This window comes from Rathayibacter sp. AY1A5 (assembly GCF_002930875.1).
In the GTDB taxonomy this organism is placed as follows: domain Bacteria; phylum Actinomycetota; class Actinomycetes; order Actinomycetales; family Microbacteriaceae; genus Rathayibacter.
In genome coordinates this window covers 1-15,719 of the sequence record NZ_PSTM01000038.1, presented here as the reverse complement: position 1 = coordinate 15,719, position 15,719 = coordinate 1, and the positions used below count along the sequence as shown (strand labels likewise).

The window sequence follows — 15,719 nt, the reverse complement described above, 5'->3', positions numbered from 1 at the left end:
GGTGGCGCCGGCGAGGAGGCCGCGGACGAAGAACCTCTGGAGGGAGAAGAACACGATGAGCGGCACGATGATCGAGATGAACGCGCCGGCCGTGAGCAGCTCCCACGATTGGCCGTAGGAGCCGGTGAGGTCCTGCAGCGCCTTCGTGATCGGCAGCCCCTGTCCGGAGGTGAAGACCGTCGCGACCAGCAGGTCGTTCCAGACCCAGAGGAACTGGAAGATGCCGAAGGAGGCGATGGCGGGGACCGAGAGCGGGAGCACGATGCGGAAGAAGATCTGGCCGTGTCCGGCGCCGTCCACTCGTGCCGCTTCGATGACCTCGCCGGGGATCTCGGAGATGAAGTTGTGGAGCATGAAGATCGCGAGCGGGAGCGCGAAGATCGTGTGCGCGATCCACACCTTCGCGTAGGAGCCGTCCAACCCGTTCACCCCGAGGCCGGGGAGGATGTAGAGCCCTCCGATGCGCAGGCCGTCCGAGAACAGCTGCAGCAGCGGCACGAGCGCCATCTGGATGGGGACGATCTGGAGCGAGAACACGAGGACGAAGAGCGTGTTGCGGCCCTTGAAGTCGATCCAGGCGAACGCGTAGGCGGCGAGGCTGGCGATCGTGATCGGGATCAGCGCCGCCGGCAGCGTGATGACCAGCGAGTTCACGAACGCCTTGCCCAGGGTCAGGCTGTCGCCCGAGTTGAGCGCGTTAGCGTAGTTGTCGAGGGTGAAGCCGGGGTTGGCGAAGATCGTCCACCAGCCGGTCGTCTTGATGTCGTTCGCGGGGCGGAACGACGAGATGAACAGGCCGAGGGTGGGGACGGTCCAGATGACGGCGATGATCAGCGCGGCGAGAGTGGCGCCGCGCGATGTCGTCGCCTTCTTGACCTTGCCGCTGGCCGCCTCGATCCTGGACTCGCCGCGGGCGAGCGCGCGCTCGGTGCTGCGGTCGACCGGAACCTGGATCGGAGTGGGCGTGACGCTCATCGGATCTCCCTCTGCTTGGCGAGCTGGCGGGCGTTGTAGACGACGATCGGGAGCACGAGCAGGAACAGGATGACCGCGAGGGCCGCGCTGTAGCCGCTGCGGGCGCCGAGCTGGAACTGGCGGACCATCTCGAACGCGAGGACCGTGGTGTCGGAGCGGCCACCGGTCATCGCCGAGACGATGTCGAAGACCTTCAGCGACGCGATCGAGATCGTCGTGAGGACGACCACGATCGAGGAGCGGATGCCGGGGACGGTGACGTTCCAGAAGGACTGCCACGCGCTGGTTCCGTCGAGCGAGGCCGCTTCGAGCTGCTCGGAGGGGACGCCCTTGATGGCGGCGGAGAGCACCGTCATGGCGAATCCGGCCTGGGTCCAGATGAGGACGACGACGAGGAACAGCGTGTTCCACGGCTCGAGTCCCAGCCAGTCGACCGGCGGGGCGCCGAAGGCGGTGAGGATGCCGTTGAGGAGGCCGATCTGCTCGCCCTGGCGCACGTCGTAGAAGAACTTGAAGATGATCGACGCGCCGACGAACGAGATCGCCATCGGCATGAAGACCAGCAGCTTGAAGAACTTCTCGCCGCGGCTCTTGTCGATGAAGACCGCGTAGGCGAGACCGATCGCGGTCGCCGTGATCGGGGCCAGGAGCACCCAGACCACCGTGTTGAGGAAGGCGGTGATGCCGTCGGGGCTGGTGAAGACCCAGACGAAGTTGTCGATGCCGGCGAATCCGGAGCCGTCGTTCTTCATGAACGCGTTGATGGCCGTCGTGATCGTCGGGTAGATCAGGCCGATGAGGATGAAGAAGGCGGCCGGTGCCATGAACGCGATGAGCTGGAGTCCGTAGCCCGCGCCTTTGCGGGACCGGAAGTCGAGCAGGAACAGCGCGCCGCCGATGACGGCGGCCACCACCGCGACCCAGAGGACGGAGTTGTAGAGGCCGAAGACCAGCAGGAGGACGACCGGCAGGACGACCGTCACCGCGAGCCGGAGGACCGTGTAGCCGGTGCCGCGGCGGGGCGCGATCTCGACGAAGAAGAGGATGAGCGCCACCACGGCCGCGAAGGCCAGGAGGATGAGCGGGATCTGCGCGAGCGGCGGGATTCCCGCCAGCCATTGGAAGAACCCCGAGATGGTGATGGGGGACATGGACGCCCTTTCGAGTGCGACTCTGGACTCAGGAGGGGCCCGGCCCCGGGATCCGTGGATTCGGGGGCCGGGCCGTCACAGCTGAGCCGCCACTCGGGAGCGGCGGCTCTGCTCCGCTGCTAGGAGGTGTAGCCGGCCTGGATCTCCTCGAGCGCCTGGTCGGTGCTCGTGCCGTCGATCCAGTCGACCATGCCCTTGAAGAAGCTGTCCGAGCCCACTGCCTTCGGCATGAGGTCGGACGCGTCGAAGCGGAACGTGGTGTCCGGGTTCTGGAGGATCGCGATGGAGTCCTTCAGGACGTCGCTGCCCGCGTTGGCCGGGTCGAGACCGGTGTTCGCGGAGATGACGCCGCCAAGGGAGACGCGGCTGTTGGCCCAGTCGGCGCTGGCCAGGTACTCCTGGACCTTCGCGGTGTCCTCGTCGTTCGAGAACGCGGCGACCATCTCGCCACCACCGGTGACGGCCTGGGCGTCGTCGGCCTTGACCGGCGGGGTGAGGAAGGCCCACACGTCGCCGTCCTCGGCCACGTTGGCGCCGGCCGAGGTCAGGAAGCCCTCGAAGAACGAGGCCTGGTGGGTCAGCGCGCAGGTGCCGTTCGCCATGTTCTGGGCGACGTCGCCGAAGGCGGTGGAGTTGATCGACTTCACGTCGCCGTAGCCGGCGTTGACGAGGGTCGGGTCGAGGAGGATCGATCCGACGGAGTCGAACGCGGACTTGATGGCCGGGTCGGTGAAGGGGGTGTCGCCCGCGACCCAAGAGTCGTAGACGTCGGGGCCGGCCTCGCGGAGGACGGCGTCCTCGATCCAGTCGGTTCCGGGCCAGCCGGAGGCCTCACCGGAGTTGAAGCCCGCGCACCAGGACGGTCCGCCGGTCTTCTCGGCGATCGTCTTGCCGAGCGCCTCCATCTCGTCCCACGTCGTGGGAACGGAGACGCCCCACTCCTTGAACTTGGCCGGGGAGTACCAGATGTAGCCCTTGACGGACGCCATCAGCGGCGCGCCGTACTGGGTGCCGTCGACCTGGCCGTACTTCTGCCAGTCCTCGGACCAGTTCTGCTTGACGTTGGCGAGGGCGCCCTCGGGGAGCTCCTGCACCTTGCCGGAGGCGACGGTGTCGGCGAGCAGACCCGGCTGCGGGAAGATCGCGAGGTCGGGGGTGTCGCCACCCTGGACCTTGATGCCGATCTGCTTCTCGAACTCCTTGTCGCCCGTGTACTTGATCTCGATACCGCTCTCCTTCTCCCAGTCCGCCCAGGACTGCTCGAGAAGGGTGGCCTCGTCGCCGTTGATGGTGCCGTAGACGTTGACGACGCCGTCGGCGGTGCCGACCGTGCCGGCCGAGCTGCCGCCGCCGGCGTTCGGGTCGTTGGGGTCACTGCTGCTGGAGCAGCCCGCGAGTGCGATGCCGGCCGCTGCCAGAACGGCGACCGGGACGGTGATACGGCGGTGCAGGGATGACCGCATTCTTCCTCCTCATTGAGTGGTGGAACCAGCCGAGCAGGCCGCTCCTCGCCGATCGGGATCGGGAGGCTGTGGCGGCTCGAAGCGTGTGCCGCGACGACTCGGATGCTGGTGATGGCGATGCCAGGAGGAACTCCGAGCGGATCACCGGATTCGTGTGGGTGGGCTCCCACGGAGGGAAACCTTTCCACAAGAACGATGAAAGCACAACGCCGATGATAGAGCGCTCTCTGAGATAACGATTCGGCGTCAGAACAGCGATCGCGGGGCCGGGGCCGAGCGGAGATCGATCTCGGCGCGACGCCCGGCCGCCGGGCGGGGTATAACTTCCTGGAACCGTTTCCAGCATCGAGGCCGGACGGTCGGGAGGAACGCCGTGCCAGGCATCGAAGAGGTGGCCGAGCTCGCAGGAGTGTCGAAGGCGACGGTCTCGCGCGCGCTCAGCGGCCGGGGCTACGTCTCCGCGGGGACGAAGCAGCGCGTCGAGCGCGCCGCGACGAGCCTGGGCTACGTCGTCTCCGCCAACGCCTCCAGCCTCGTCACCGGCCGCAGCAACAACATCGCCGTGATCATCCCGATCATCAACCAGTGGTTCTTCGCCGGGATCATCGAGGGCATCGAGCGCGCCCTGCTCGCCGCCGGCTACGACCTGCTCCTCTACAACATCGACAAGCACCTCGACGCCCGCCGGAGCGTGTTCGAGTACTACCTCGTCCGCAAGCGCGTCGACGCGATCGTCGCCGTCACGCTCGAGATCTCGCCGCACGAGACGGAGGCGCTCCTCGCCCTGGGCAAGCCCATCGTCGGCATCGGCGGCGAGCTCCCCGGCATCCCCACCTTCAGCATCGACGACGTCGCCGCCTCCCGCCTCGCCACGGACCACCTGCTCTCCCTCGGCCACGAGCGGGTCGTCCACATCGGCGGGCTCGCGGAGGAGGAGATGGACTTCCACGTCCACACGCAGCGCCGCGACGGCTTCCGCCAGGCGCTCGCGGCCGCCGGCCTCGAGCCGGGCGCGCAGGACATCGTGCCCACCACCTTCGACATCCCCGGCGGGCACAGCGCCGGACGGCAGGTCCTCGGCGACCCGCGGACCCGGCCGACGGCGATCTTCGCCGCCTCCGACGAGATCGCGATCGGGATCATCCTCGCGGCGCGCGAGCTCGGCCTCTCGGTGCCCGAGGACGTCTCCGTCATCGGGATCGACGACCACCCCCTCGCCGAGCTCTTCGGTCTCAGCTCGATCCGCCAGGACCCGCGCCAGCAGGGCGAGCTCGCGGTCGCGCTGGTGCTGGACGCGCTGGCCGCCCTCGGTCGCGGCGAGCCCCCTCCCCCGGCCCGCCACACGCTGATCCCCGCCTCGCTGGTGATCCGCACCAGCACCTCGGCGCCGCGGGGGGCGAGAATCGGAGCATGAGCGACTCCGACACCCCCACCGTCCGCGACGTCCCCGAGCGGTCCCGCTTCGTGATCGAGGTCGGCGGCACCCCGGCCGGCTTCGCCGCGTACACCCGTCAGGGCGACGAGGTGACGCTCACCCATACCGTCGTCGACGACGCGTGGGAGGGCCACGGCCTCGGGAGCATCCTCTCGCGGGCCGCGGTCACCGCGATCACGGAGGCGGGCGGCACGGTCGTCCCGCGCTGCCCCTTCGTCGCGGCCTGGCTGCGCAAGCACCCCGACGTCGACGCCCGGGTCCGCTGGCCCGAGGACTGACTCACTCCGGGGGCGTCCTGCTCCCGATCTCCTGGAGCGCCCAGGTGTTGCCGTCCGGATCGGCGAAGTACGCGTACTGCACGCCGCCCAGGTCCTGGACCTCGCTGATCTCGAGCGAGCGGCCGACGAGCTCCGCGCGAGCGGCGGCGATGTCGTCGACGACGAGGTGGAGGGAGCGGACGACGCCCTCCTCCGGACCGGGGCCCATCCCGCTGCCGACCACGATCGAGCAGGCCGAGCCGGGCGGGGTGAGCTGGACCACGCGCATCGCGGCGGAGGGCCGCACGTCGTGGTCGAGGTGGAAGCCCATCACCTCCGTGTAGAAGGCGACCGCGCGGTCGACGTCACCGACGGGGAGGGGGACGAGCTCGAGTCGCATCTGCACGCGACCAGTGTGCCGCGCGGCGGAACCGCGCGGGAGGGGTCAGTCCCGCGGGCCGACGACGAGGCGCTCGTGCATGATCTCGACGGCGCGCTCGAGGACGCGGCGGTCCTCGAGGGTGAGATCGGCGAAGATCGGCGTCAGCGCGTCGCCGAGGTCGGTCCGCCAGGCGTTCAGCGCGTCCGCGCCGGCGGGAGCCAGGCGGATCTGCCAGGCGCGCGCGTCGAGGGGATCGGCGATCCGGTCGAGCCAGCCGGTCTCGACGAGGTTCTTCACGATCTTGGTCATCGTGGGCTGCGAGACGCGGCTCTGGGAGGCGAGCTCCCCCAGGCGCATCGGGCCCATCGAGAGGAGCACCGAGAGCGTGCGCCAGACGGCCTGCGACTCCTGGTTGCCGGTCGCCTGGGCGGCGAGGCGGGTGATCCGGTGCGTCACCGAGACGAAGTCGCTCAGGAGCTCGCTGAGCGAGACCTCGCTGGGCGGGACGTCGCGGGCGGGGAGCCCGGCGAGCAGATCGTGAGCAGTCACGCTCCGATCCTAGGGGCGCGCGCCGCCAACGGCCGGGAACGACGAAGGGCGCCGCCTCCGAGGAGACGACGCCCTGCGTCTGCAGGCGTGCCTGCGTCACCCTGACGAGCGACCGGCCGGAGCCGGCACCCGCGACGGGTGAGGGGGATTACTTGACGGTGACGGTCGCGCCGGCGCCCTCGAGCTGAGCCTTGGCCTTCTCGGCGGTCTCCTTGTTGACGGCCTCGAGGACCGCCTTGGGGGCACCGTCGACGAGCGCCTTCGCCTCACCGAGGCCGAGGCTGGTGAGGGCGCGCACCTCCTTGATGACCTGGATCTTCTTCTCGCCGGCGGCCTCGAGCACGACGTCGAACTCGGTCTGCTCCTCGACCTCTTCGGCGGGGGCGGCCGGGCCGGCCACACCGGCGGCGGCGACGGGCGCCGCAGCGGTGACCTCGAAGACCTCTTCGAACTTCTTGACGAACTCCGAGAGCTCGATGAGCGTGAGCTCCTTGAAGGCCTCGATGAGCTCGTCCTGCGTGAGCTTTGCCATGATTTTTCTCCTTGTTTTTCTTTGTCTACGAACCGCGCGCGCACTGCTTCCCGGAAGGGGAAGACGTCAGCTCGCGGACTCCTGCTTCTCGCGCAGCGCCTCGACCGTGCGAACGGCCTTCGAGAGCGGAGCGTTGAACAGATATGCGGCGCCGAACAGCGAGGCCTTGAAGGCGCCGGCGAGCTTGCCGAGCAGAACTTCGCGGGACTCGAGGTCGGCGAGCTTGCCCACCTCTTCTGCGGTCAGCGGGTTACCGTCGAAGTAACCGCCCTTGACCACGAGGAGAGGGTTTGCCTTGGCGAAGGCACGCAGCGACTTCGCGACGGCGACAGGGTCGCCGTGCACGAACGCGATGGCCGAGGGGCCAGCGAGCTCGTCGTCGAAGGACGAGATACCGGCGTTGTTCGCCGCGATCTTGGTCAGCGTGTTCTTCACCACGGCGTAGGTTGCGTGCTCACTGATGTCCTTGCGCAGCGTCTTGAGCTGAGCAACAGTGAGACCGCGGTACTCGGTCAGCAGAACGGCCGTCGAGCTCTGGAACTTCTCCGTGAGTTCGGCAACCGAGGCTTCCTTGTTCGCCATGGCTACTCCTGTGAATTCTCGTGCCGGTAGCCCGAAGGCAGGCAAAGAAAAAAGCTCCGGCACAGGGGCGCGGAGCTTCGGGATCGCGGTGAGGCGGAACTGAACTCGTGCACCTGCGCGGGCAATTCGCTTCGCGAATCCTTCGTCCGGTGGCGATCCGCGGGGCCGGGGCCCTGCTCGTGCGCACACCGGAAACCGGCGGTCTTTGGCTTCGGGAAGCGTACGTCATCGCGGCGCGCGGGCGCAAGTCGAGGAGGAGGGTCCTCGCGCGGGATGCTGGAGGCATGACCGGCCCGACCCCCGACTCCGCCCGCGACGTCGACTCCGCGATCGCCTCGGTGGAGGGCGAGCTCAGCACCCTCTTCAACCGTGTGCGGGCGGCGATGCGCTCCTACGCCGAGCGTCTCCACCCGGAGCTGACGCCACTGGGCTACAAGACGATCTCGGCGCTCGAGCGCCGCGGACCCGTGCACTCGGGCGTGCTGGCCGAGCTCCTCGAGATGGACAAGTCGGCGCTCAGCCGCCAGATCACGGCGCTCGACCGCCTCGGCTTCCTCGAGCGCACCCCCGACCCGCAGGACGGCCGCGCCACGATCCTCTCGGTGACTCCGGCGACCGCCGCGCGGCTGCGCGAGATCCGCAGCTCGAACCAGGCGCTGATGCACGAGGAGCTGCGCAGCTGGGCGCTCGCCGACGTCGAGCTCTTCGCCTCTCTCCTGCACAGGATCAACGACCTTGACATCTGACGCTTAGCACCCCGTCCGTTCGGGGACAATCGCCGGACGCCGCCCGCTCGACTGCGTAGTTTCGGAGGCGATGGACCAGCACTCCTCCTCTCTCCTCCCCCACGACGTCGACGGCGCGCTCGGCTTCGCGCGCGGTCTGAGCGCCGACGCGCCCCGGCCCGGCACCGGTCGCACCGCCGAGCTGCACGGTCTCCTCGAGCGCCTGGCTCGGCACGACCTCGGCGTCGCGCGCGCGGTGGAGCCGCACCTCGACGCTCTCGCGATCCTCGGCGAGGCGGAGCTCGACCCGTCCGGACTCGGAGTCGCCGCCGACGCCGCCTGGGGGGTCTTCGCGGCCGAGGGCGGCGGGGATCCTCTGGTCGCGCGCGAGAGCGACGGCGACTGGCTGCTCGACGGAGTGAAGCCCTGGTGCTCGCTGGCCGACCGCCTCGACGCCGCCCTCGTCACCGCCCACGTCGGGGACGCCTCCGGCGAGCGCCGCCTCTTCGCCGTGGCGCTGCGCGACGGGTCGGCGACGCCGGAGCAGGACGCCTGGCACGCGCGGGGCCTGACGGAGGTGCCCAGCGGACCGGTCCGCTTCTCCGGCACCCGCGCCGTCCCCGTGGGGGACGCCGGCTGGTACCTCTCGCGGCCCGGCTTCGCCTGGGGCGGCATCGGCGTCGCCGCCTGCTGGCACGGCGGAGCCCTCGGAGTCGCGGCTGCCGTCGCGGCAGCGGCAGCCCGACGCGAGGACCCGCACCTCCTGGCCCACCTCGGAGCGATCGACACGGCGCTCTCCGCGTCGCGCCGGGCGCTGGACGAGGCCGCCGCGGCGGTCGACGCGGGCGAGGCCGACGGCCCCCGCGGCTCACTGCTCGCCAAGCGCGTGCGGGCGAGCGTCGCCGGAGCGGTGGAGGAGATCCTGCTCCGCGCCGGCCGCGCGCTCGGCCCGGCTCCGCTCGCCCTCGACGCCGAGCACGCCAAGCGCGTCGCCGACCTCGCGCTCTACGTCCGCCAGCACCACGCCGAGCGCGACGACGCCGCTCTCGGCCGCGCCGTGCTCGCCTCGGGCGAGGCGGCCTCCTGGTGAGCCGGCCCTTCGACGGGCGCCTCGAGGGCACTCCTCTCGAGCGCTGGACCGCGGACGGCCGCCGCGACCGCCTCCCGGAGCTGATCCTGCCCGACGGGATCCGGCGCGTCCTGGTGGTCGTGGCGCACGCCGACGACGAGACCCTCGGCTGCGGCGGCACCATCGCGCTCGCGCGTCGGCGCGGGATCGCGGTCGACGTCGTCGTCGTGACCGACGGAGCCGCGGCCCATGGGGAGCGGGACGCGGACCTCGCTGCCGAGCGCCGGCGGGAGGCCTCGGACGCATTGGCGGAGCTCGGCCCCGGCATCGGGCTCGCCTTCCTCGACGTGCCGGACTCGGCGACCCCGGAGCACCACGAGCGCATCGCACGCGAGGTGCGCGAGCGGGCGGCCGGCGCCCCCGGGACCGTCCTGCTCCTCTCCACCTGGACCGGGGACGGGCACCGGGACCACCGCGTGGTCGGCGAGATCTGCGCGGAGGTCGCGCGCGAGCTCGGGCAGCCGCTGCTCGCCGCGCCGATCTGGCTGTGGCACTGGGCGGTCCCGGAGGACCCCGAGGTGCCGTGGGGCGACCTCGTGCGCCTGCCGCTCGACGACGAGCTGCTCGAGCGCACCCGCCGTGCCCGCTCCCGCTATCCCAGCCAGACCCGCCCCGGGCCCGACGGGACCGGTCCGGTGCTTCATCCGCTCTTCCTGCGCACCTTCACCGGGGACGACCGGCTGGTGAGGATCGCATGAGCTACTTCGACGAGCTGTACGCCCGCCACGAGGACCCGTGGGGGTACACGAGCCGCTGGTACGAGCAGCGCAAGCGCGCCCTGACCCTCGCGAGCCTGCCGGAGCAGCGCTACGGCTCCGTGCTGGAGATCGGCGCCTCGATCGGCGTGCTGGCCGAGGCGCTGGCCGACCGGGCCGACCGCCTGCTGGCGATCGACGTGTCGAGCGCCGCCGTCGAGCGCGCCGCCCGCCGCCTCGCTCCGCTCGAGCACGTGCGGGTCGAGCACCACGACATCACCCGCGGCGTGCCGGAGGGTCCGTTCGACCTGGTCGTGCTCTCGGAGGTCGGCTACTACCTCGGCGACGCCCTTCCCGGCGTGCTGCGCACCATCCGCGACGCCCTCGCCCCCGCGGGGGAGCTCGTCACCGTGCACTGGCGGCATCCGATCGAGGAGCTCGCTCTGGACGGCGACGCCGTGCAGTCCGCCGTGGCCGAGCTGGGCCTGCACCGCCTCGCCCGCCACGAGGAGGAGGACGTCCTGCTCGAGGTCCACGCCCGCGACTCCCGCTCGGTCGCCCGCCGGACGGGGCTGGTGTGAGCCGGCTCGCGCAGGTGCTGGTCGTCGTGCCCGCGCGCGACGAGGAGGAGCGGATCGGCGGCCTGATCGCCTCCGTCCGGGCGAGCGCGACCCACCTCGCCCACCGGGCGCCCGGAATCGGGATGCGCCTCGTGGTCGCCGCGGACGGCTGCTCCGACGCGACCGGCGAGCGGGCCCGCGCCGCCGGCGCCGAGGTGCTGGAGCTCGCCCGCTGCGGAGTCGGCGCCGCCCGCTCCGCGGGGATCGCGCACGCCCTCTCCTCCGTCGCCGCTCCGCTCGAGCAGGTGTGGATCGCCAACACCGACGCCGACACCGTGGTCCCCCGCGACTGGCTGGCCGCCCACGTCGAGCACGCCCGACGGCACGACGCGCTGATCGGCACGGTCCGGCCCGACCCGGCCGACCTCTCCCCCGGCGCCTACTCGCGCTGGCGAGACGTCCGCGCGCGGGAGGAGTCGATCGGCAGCATCCACGGCGCGAACCTCGGCGTCCGCGCGAGCGCATATCTCGCGGCGGGCGGCTTCGGCCGGGAGCCGCTGCACGAGGACGTCCTGCTCGTCGAGCGGCTGCGCGCGAGCGGCGCCCGGGTCGGAGCGACGGACCGCGGCGAGGTGGTCACCTCCGGCCGCCGCGACAACCGGGTCGAGGGCGGCTACGGCCACTACCTCCACGCTCGCTTCCCGGCCGAGACGTCTCCGGCCTGCGGCTGAACCGGGTACACGCGCACGCGGAACACGATGCGAGGGGTCCCTGTCAATGGTCGAGCCGTGGTTTGTCACGGATTGCGCAGGAGAGTCAAATGGGTGTCGAGCACGACCCGGTGCTCTCCGATGGAAGGGTCACCGCATGAATCCCCGCCTCGTCCTGCTGGCACTGGTCGCCTTCACCGCCTACGTGTTCGGCTCCCGCGCCGGCCGTGGCCGCTACGAAGAGCTGCGCCACCTCACACTCGGCGTGTGGAACGACCCGGCCACCAAGAAGACCCGCAAGAAGCTCAAGAAGACCTCCAAGCGCGAGGCCAAGCAGCTCACCGCCATCGCGAGCAAGGCCCGCGACAAGGTGCAGCGCCGCTTCCGCTGACCCCCGCTTCCACGACTCACAGGACACCGGCCCGCCGGTGTCTCCGCTCGCATCGGAACGGCCGATCGAGCACGAACTGAAGGAGAAACATCATGGGCATCATCGGTTGGATCGTCCTCGGCCTCATCGCCGGGGCACTGGCAAAGCTCATCCTCCCCGGCAAGCAGGGCGGTGGCTGGATCATCACCATCATCCTCGGCATCGTCGGCGCGCTGCTCGGCGGATTTATCGGCGGAGCGCTCTTCGGACGCGACGACCCGATGGGCTTCAACTTTGTCAGCATCATCCTCGCGGTGGTCGGCGCGATCATTGTTCTGCTGATCTACGGTGCGATCACCGGCCGCAAGTCCCGCGCGTAAGTCGCGCTCCCCGAAGGCCCCCGGCATCCGTGCCGGGGGCCTTCGGCGTTCCCGGGAGGGCACACCTGTGGTCGGGGGATCCGACTCCTCCTCCGCGGAGAAGCTGGATGTCCGCCGAGCGCGCAAGGGGTTGATGCTGGGAGCCGCAGGCGATGGACTGGAGGTACGACGGCGCGGCTCCACTGCGCCCTCGCCCCGACGAAAGGACGTACTCGCCCATGAGCGACGACACCGCAACGGTCCCCACGATCACCCTGAACAACGGCGTGAAGATCCCGCAGCTGGGCTTCGGCGTGTTCCAGATCGACCCGGCCGAGACCAAGGACGCGACCCTGGCGGCCCTCGAGGTCGGCTACCGCCACATCGACACCGCCGAGATGTACGGCAACGAGGCGGGCGTCGGCGAGGCCGTCCGCGCCTCCGGCCTCGACCGCTCCGAGGTCTTCGTGACCAGCAAGCTCAACAACGGCTTCCACGCCCGCGAGGACGCTCTCGCCGCGATCGACGTCACCCTCGGCGAGCTGAAGTTCGACTACGTCGACCTCTTCCTCATCCACTGGCCGCTCCCGAACGTGGGCGACTACCTGGAGACCTGGAAGGCGATGGAGGAGATCTACCGCAGCGGCAAGGCGAAGGCGATCGGCGTCTCCAACTTCCAGACCAACCACCTCAACCGGCTCCGCGCCGAGGCGACCATCGTCCCGGCCGTGAACCAGATCGAGGTGCACCCCTACCTCGTGCAGCAGGAGCTCCGCGCCTACGGCACCGAGCACGGCATCGCGACCGAGGCCTGGTCGCCGATCGCGCAGGGCCTCGTCCTCGACGACGACACCATCACCCGCATCGCGCGCAACGTCGACCGCAGCCCGGCGCAGGTCGTGCTCCGCTGGCACATCCAGCGCGGCGACATCGTCTTCCCGAAGTCGGTCACCCGCAAGCGCGTGGAGGAGAACTTCGCCCTCTTCGACTTCGAGCTCGACGACGAGGCGATGACCGACATCACGGCGCTCGACCGCGGCCACCGCACCGGCCCCGACCCCGACACCTTCAACTACATCCCGAGCTGATCCTCGGCTCCACGGAGCGCGCCCGGCCTGCAGTCGTCCTGCGGACCGGGCGCGCTCGTGCGTGGGGCGGCGAGCCGAGCCGCGCACGAACAGGGCGGGTCTCGAGACGCCGCGCTGCCGCTCCTCGACCGGCACGGTCACGGGCCGACCGCACCCCTGCTGATCGAGGAGCGGGCGCAGCCCGCGTATCGGGATCCACCCCACCGACGAACAGCGCGGATCCCGATGCGCCGGGCCCGCGGGTCAGCCCTGCTGCGAGTCGCGCCAGGAGTGCTCGGGGGCGTAGCCGAGGACCTCGCGGGCGTGGTCGATCGAGAGCAGGGTGCCGGTTGTCCCGAGGTCGCCGCGCAGCTCGACGCCGGGGAACACCTCGGCCACCAGCTCGGCGTTGGGGCGCGTCATCACGGTGTCGGCCGCGGCGATGATGAAGCGGTCGAACCCGGTCGTCTCGGCGAGCAGCGCCTTCTCGACCGCCTGCGCTCCGTCGCGTCCGTCGATGTAGCCCCAGAGGTTCCACTTGCGCAGCAGCGCGTCGGAGTCGAACGACGGGAACTCGGCGTAGTCGGCCTCGTCCATGACGTTCGAGAAGCGCAGGCCCGTGATCTTCAGGTCCGGGTGCCAGCGGCACAGCTCGATCGCCATCTGCTCCTCGAGGTGCTTGGTGAGCGAGTAGACCGACTCCGGGCGCGCCGGGTACTGCTCGTCGACCGGGATGTAGGGCGGCGGGACGTCGAAGGGCAGGCCCAGCACGGTCTCGCTGGAGGCGTAGACGACGTTGCGGATGCCGGCACGGATCGCTCCGTGGAAGGCGTTGAACGTCGCGATCATGTTGTTGTGGAACGTGGCGACGTCGGGCACGAGGCCCGGCGCGGGTATCGCGGCGAGGTGCACGAGCGCGTCGATGCCCTCGTACTGGTCGTTCACCGACTGCAGCGCGTCCACGACCTGGCCGTAGTCGGCGATGTCGATGCGGACGAAGCCCGCGCCGCGGTCCCCCGCGCGGTCCAGGTTGAAGACCTCGTGCCCGGAAGCGCGGAGGCGGGTGACGACGTGGCGGCCGAGCTTGCCGGATCCACCGGTGACTGCGATTCTCATGCTCGAACGCTAACGGGCCTGAGCGACGAGGGACGAGGGTTGCGGATCAGCTCCGGGCATGGAGCGAGATCGCGCCGCCGACCTCGGGCGTCGTCTCGTCGGCGACGAGCTCCGTCCAGCGGCGGAGCACGGCGGCGCCGGCCGCGTCGTTCACGGCTCCGTCGACGACGAGGACCGGGTAGGGCTTCTCGGGCACGCCCTCTGCGGGCCGCACGTCGACGTGGGCGACGTCGTAGGCGTGCTCGAACAGCCAGTCGGCCATCGCGTAGTCGCTCCGGGAGTCGCCGACCGTGCGCCAGCGCTGCGGGATCGCGCCGGTCGCTCCGAGCAGCTCCACGGCGCGCTGGGCGCCGAGGTCCTTGCCGAGCCGGTTCGACTCGATGTCGGTCGAGATGACGGTCGGGTCGATGCGGAAGTCGACCGTCCCCTCCTCGTTCGGGTACCGGATGCCGCGGCGCTCGACTCCGAGGCCCGCGGCGGTCATGATCTGCAGGGCGTCGGCGTCGAACACGAGCTGGCGCTCGAGGTAGTCCTCGCTCGGCAGGTCGACCAGCTGCTCGGCCGAGACCATGGCGCGCTTGGTCTCGTCGAAGAAGACCAGGTCGTCGTAGTCGGAGCGGATCATCCGCTCGAGGTCGCGGGCCACCGGCTCGGGGATCGCGAGCGACTCGTCGACGATCGGCTCCGAGGTGCCGCGGTAGTCGACGGTGAACCAGACGGCGCCCTTCTCGCAGACGCAGACGATGCGGGCCTCGGCCGAGACGCCGCGCTCGAGGAGCGCGGGCAGGACCCGCTCGCGCAGGAACGCGTCGGAGCGGCCCGTGTTGAACACGATCGGGATGCCGGCGTTGGCCAGGGTGACGAGGTCGTCGGCGATCTCGGGGATCGAGATCGTGCGCGTGACGGGGCTCGCGATGGGCCCGTCGACGTCGAGGAGCAGGCCGAGCGGAGGGGGTGTGGAGGTCATCGTGTCCCATTCTGCCGTGCCGGGGCCGCTCGACGCCTCCGTGACCGCCTCCGCGCGGGCGGAGCGGTTCAGGAGGCGGGGACGACGAGGGTGCGCTGGGCGGTGGTGCCGTCGGGAGCGAGGACGGCGAGGGTGATCAGGGTCTCGGAGTCGCGGCAGTCGGCGGTGACGGCGGTGTAGCCGGACGCCGCGAGGTCGACGGGCTCGCCCGCGCTCGCGTCGGTGGTGCCGACGGCCAGGCGGGCGGTGGCGCCTCCGATCGTCTCCCACGACAGGGCGAGCGGGACGGAGGCGGTGCGGTCGCCCTCGCAGTCGACGGAGGCGGGGGTGGAGGCGAAGGAGACGATCGCGGGAGGAGCGTCGGATCCGGTGCCCGGCTCGGTGCCGGACGGAGCGGCGGAGACCGTCGGTGCGGGGGCGGCGGCGCCGTCGGTCGCCTCCGCGGAGCCGGGAGCGGCGGACGTCGCCGGAGCGCTCCCGGACGGCGCCGAGGACGGGCCCGCGGACGCCGTTGCTGCGCCGGGCGCTTGCCCGCCGGCGGGCCGGACGAGCAGCACGATCGCGAGGACGACGGCGACGAGTCCGAGGGCGGCGAGGACGATCCCGGTGGTGCGGGCGGAACGGGACGGCATCGGTCCTCCTGGGACGGGACGGGACGGGACGGGACTGGACGGGCGGAAGAGACGGGGCGGGGC

The 15,719-nt window shown here is 70.9% G+C and carries 20 protein-coding genes; 10 read left to right on the top strand and 10 right to left on the bottom strand.

Going from position 1 to position 15,719, the window contains the following annotated elements; genetic code table 11:
* From C5B98_RS16225 to C5B98_RS16215, 3 genes are all read right to left on the bottom strand, one after another.
* Positions 1-975 (bottom strand): carbohydrate ABC transporter permease (locus C5B98_RS16225; protein WP_104268025.1); only part of this gene is annotated, 975 nt, incomplete at its 3' end.
* Entirely contained in the window at positions 972-2,126 is a 1,155-nt protein-coding gene (locus tag C5B98_RS16220) for a carbohydrate ABC transporter permease (RefSeq protein ID WP_181027270.1), read from the bottom strand. The genes C5B98_RS16220 and C5B98_RS16225, both read right to left, overlap by 4 nt.
* A 119-nt stretch (positions 2,127-2,245) precedes the next feature.
* Complete coding sequence (locus tag C5B98_RS16215; RefSeq protein WP_104227181.1) at positions 2,246-3,589, bottom strand: ABC transporter substrate-binding protein; 1,344 nt, start codon at positions 3,587-3,589, stop codon at positions 2,246-2,248.
* 373 nt (positions 3,590-3,962) lie between these two features.
* On the opposite strand from C5B98_RS16215, the gene C5B98_RS16210 reads away from it, so the two are divergent.
* Positions 3,963-5,003 (top strand): LacI family DNA-binding transcriptional regulator, encoded by a 1,041-nt coding sequence (locus C5B98_RS16210; RefSeq protein WP_104328109.1) that lies wholly within the window; start codon positions 3,963-3,965, stop codon positions 5,001-5,003.
* Positions 5,000-5,302 (top strand): GNAT family N-acetyltransferase, encoded by a 303-nt coding sequence (locus C5B98_RS16205; RefSeq protein WP_104273430.1) that lies wholly within the window; start codon positions 5,000-5,002, stop codon positions 5,300-5,302. The genes C5B98_RS16210 and C5B98_RS16205 overlap by 4 nt, the downstream gene beginning before the upstream one ends.
* 1 nt (position 5,303) lies before the next feature.
* Here the strand turns inward: C5B98_RS16205 and C5B98_RS16200 are convergent, their stop codons facing one another.
* The 4 genes from C5B98_RS16200 to rplJ all read right to left on the bottom strand — a co-directional run bounded on the left by C5B98_RS16200 (position 5,304) and on the right by rplJ (position 7,326).
* On the bottom strand, positions 5,304-5,687 hold the full coding sequence (locus C5B98_RS16200; RefSeq protein ID WP_181027271.1) for a VOC family protein: 384 nt from the start codon (positions 5,685-5,687) through the stop codon (positions 5,304-5,306).
* Positions 5,688-5,726: 39 nt separating this feature from the next.
* Positions 5,727-6,212 (bottom strand): MarR family winged helix-turn-helix transcriptional regulator, encoded by a 486-nt coding sequence (locus C5B98_RS16195; RefSeq protein WP_258059518.1) that lies wholly within the window; start codon positions 6,210-6,212, stop codon positions 5,727-5,729.
* 148 nt (positions 6,213-6,360) lie between these two features.
* Positions 6,361-6,744 carry a 50S ribosomal protein L7/L12 gene (gene rplL / locus C5B98_RS16190; RefSeq protein WP_104224335.1) on the bottom strand — a complete coding sequence of 128 codons (384 nt, stop codon included), beginning with the start codon at positions 6,742-6,744 and terminating at the stop codon, positions 6,361-6,363.
* Between the two features lie 66 nt (positions 6,745-6,810).
* Complete coding sequence (gene rplJ, locus C5B98_RS16185; protein WP_055791018.1) at positions 6,811-7,326, bottom strand: 50S ribosomal protein L10; 516 nt, start codon at positions 7,324-7,326, stop codon at positions 6,811-6,813.
* A gap of 284 nt (positions 7,327-7,610) precedes the next feature.
* Here rplJ and C5B98_RS16180 point away from each other — a divergent pair, with 284 nt between their 5' ends.
* The 8 genes from C5B98_RS16180 to C5B98_RS16145 all read left to right on the top strand — a co-directional run bounded on the left by C5B98_RS16180 (position 7,611) and on the right by C5B98_RS16145 (position 12,962).
* Entirely contained in the window at positions 7,611-8,072 is a 462-nt protein-coding gene (locus C5B98_RS16180) for a MarR family winged helix-turn-helix transcriptional regulator (protein ID WP_104224334.1), read from the top strand.
* Positions 8,073-8,142: 70 nt separating this feature from the next.
* A complete protein-coding gene (locus C5B98_RS16175) occupies positions 8,143-9,141 on the top strand; it encodes an acyl-CoA dehydrogenase (RefSeq protein WP_219812390.1) in 999 nt (332 codons plus the stop codon).
* The gene (locus C5B98_RS16170) at positions 9,138-9,878 is read left to right on the top strand and encodes a PIG-L deacetylase family protein (RefSeq protein ID WP_181065569.1); all 741 of its coding nucleotides are present in this window, start codon (positions 9,138-9,140) and stop codon (positions 9,876-9,878) included. Before C5B98_RS16175 ends, C5B98_RS16170 begins: the two co-directional genes overlap by 4 nt.
* Positions 9,875-10,456: a class I SAM-dependent methyltransferase gene (locus C5B98_RS16165; protein WP_104227186.1), complete on the top strand. Its 582-nt coding sequence runs from the start codon at positions 9,875-9,877 to the stop codon at positions 10,454-10,456. The genes C5B98_RS16170 and C5B98_RS16165 overlap by 4 nt, the downstream gene beginning before the upstream one ends.
* Positions 10,453-11,166 (top strand): glycosyltransferase family 2 protein, encoded by a 714-nt coding sequence (locus C5B98_RS16160; RefSeq protein ID WP_104328108.1) that lies wholly within the window; start codon positions 10,453-10,455, stop codon positions 11,164-11,166. Before C5B98_RS16165 ends, C5B98_RS16160 begins: the two co-directional genes overlap by 4 nt.
* A gap of 136 nt (positions 11,167-11,302) precedes the next feature.
* Positions 11,303-11,536, top strand: coding sequence for a hypothetical protein (locus C5B98_RS16155; protein WP_104328107.1), 234 nt, complete (start codon positions 11,303-11,305; stop codon positions 11,534-11,536).
* A 92-nt stretch (positions 11,537-11,628) separates the two neighbouring features.
* The gene (locus C5B98_RS16150; protein ID WP_085476966.1) at positions 11,629-11,895 is read left to right on the top strand and encodes a GlsB/YeaQ/YmgE family stress response membrane protein; all 267 of its coding nucleotides are present in this window, start codon (positions 11,629-11,631) and stop codon (positions 11,893-11,895) included.
* Positions 11,896-12,113: 218 nt separating this feature from the next.
* Complete coding sequence (locus C5B98_RS16145) at positions 12,114-12,962, top strand: aldo/keto reductase (protein ID WP_104234598.1); 849 nt, start codon at positions 12,114-12,116, stop codon at positions 12,960-12,962.
* Positions 12,963-13,205: 243 nt separating this feature from the next.
* On the opposite strand, the gene C5B98_RS16140 is transcribed toward C5B98_RS16145, so the two are convergent.
* The 3 genes from C5B98_RS16140 to C5B98_RS16130 form a co-directional block, all read right to left on the bottom strand.
* Positions 13,206-14,057, bottom strand: a complete 852-nt coding sequence (locus C5B98_RS16140) for an NAD(P)-dependent oxidoreductase (RefSeq protein WP_104227477.1) — start codon at positions 14,055-14,057, stop codon at positions 13,206-13,208.
* Between the two features lie 46 nt (positions 14,058-14,103).
* On the bottom strand, positions 14,104-15,024 hold the full coding sequence (locus C5B98_RS16135) for a hypothetical protein (protein ID WP_104234599.1): 921 nt from the start codon (positions 15,022-15,024) through the stop codon (positions 14,104-14,106).
* Positions 15,025-15,092: 68 nt separating this feature from the next.
* Positions 15,093-15,656: a hypothetical protein gene (locus C5B98_RS16130; RefSeq protein WP_104328106.1), complete on the bottom strand. Its 564-nt coding sequence runs from the start codon at positions 15,654-15,656 to the stop codon at positions 15,093-15,095.
* Positions 15,657-15,719: the final 63 nt, after the last annotated feature.

Coding starts and splice junctions, on each gene's coding strand:
- C5B98_RS16220 (WP_181027270.1), bottom strand. CDS start 2,126: ATGTCCCCCATCACCATCTCGGGGTTCTTCCAATGGCTGGCGGGAATC.
- C5B98_RS16215 (WP_104227181.1), bottom strand. CDS start 3,589: ATGCGGTCATCCCTGCACCGCCGTATCACCGTCCCGGTCGCCGTTCTG.
- C5B98_RS16205 (WP_104273430.1), top strand. CDS start 5,000: ATGAGCGACTCCGACACCCCCACCGTCCGCGACGTCCCCGAGCGGTCC.
- rplL (WP_104224335.1), bottom strand. CDS start 6,744: ATGGCAAAGCTCACGCAGGACGAGCTCATCGAGGCCTTCAAGGAGCTC.
- rplJ (WP_055791018.1), bottom strand. CDS start 7,326: ATGGCGAACAAGGAAGCCTCGGTTGCCGAACTCACGGAGAAGTTCCAG.
- C5B98_RS16180 (WP_104224334.1), top strand. CDS start 7,611: ATGACCGGCCCGACCCCCGACTCCGCCCGCGACGTCGACTCCGCGATC.
- C5B98_RS16175 (WP_219812390.1), top strand. CDS start 8,143: ATGGACCAGCACTCCTCCTCTCTCCTCCCCCACGACGTCGACGGCGCG.
- C5B98_RS16165 (WP_104227186.1), top strand. CDS start 9,875: ATGAGCTACTTCGACGAGCTGTACGCCCGCCACGAGGACCCGTGGGGG.
- C5B98_RS16155 (WP_104328107.1), top strand. CDS start 11,303: ATGAATCCCCGCCTCGTCCTGCTGGCACTGGTCGCCTTCACCGCCTAC.
- C5B98_RS16150 (WP_085476966.1), top strand. CDS start 11,629: ATGGGCATCATCGGTTGGATCGTCCTCGGCCTCATCGCCGGGGCACTG.
- C5B98_RS16145 (WP_104234598.1), top strand. CDS start 12,114: ATGAGCGACGACACCGCAACGGTCCCCACGATCACCCTGAACAACGGC.
- C5B98_RS16140 (WP_104227477.1), bottom strand. CDS start 14,057: ATGAGAATCGCAGTCACCGGTGGATCCGGCAAGCTCGGCCGCCACGTC.
- C5B98_RS16135 (WP_104234599.1), bottom strand. CDS start 15,024: ATGACCTCCACACCCCCTCCGCTCGGCCTGCTCCTCGACGTCGACGGG.
- C5B98_RS16130 (WP_104328106.1), bottom strand. CDS start 15,656: ATGCCGTCCCGTTCCGCCCGCACCACCGGGATCGTCCTCGCCGCCCTC.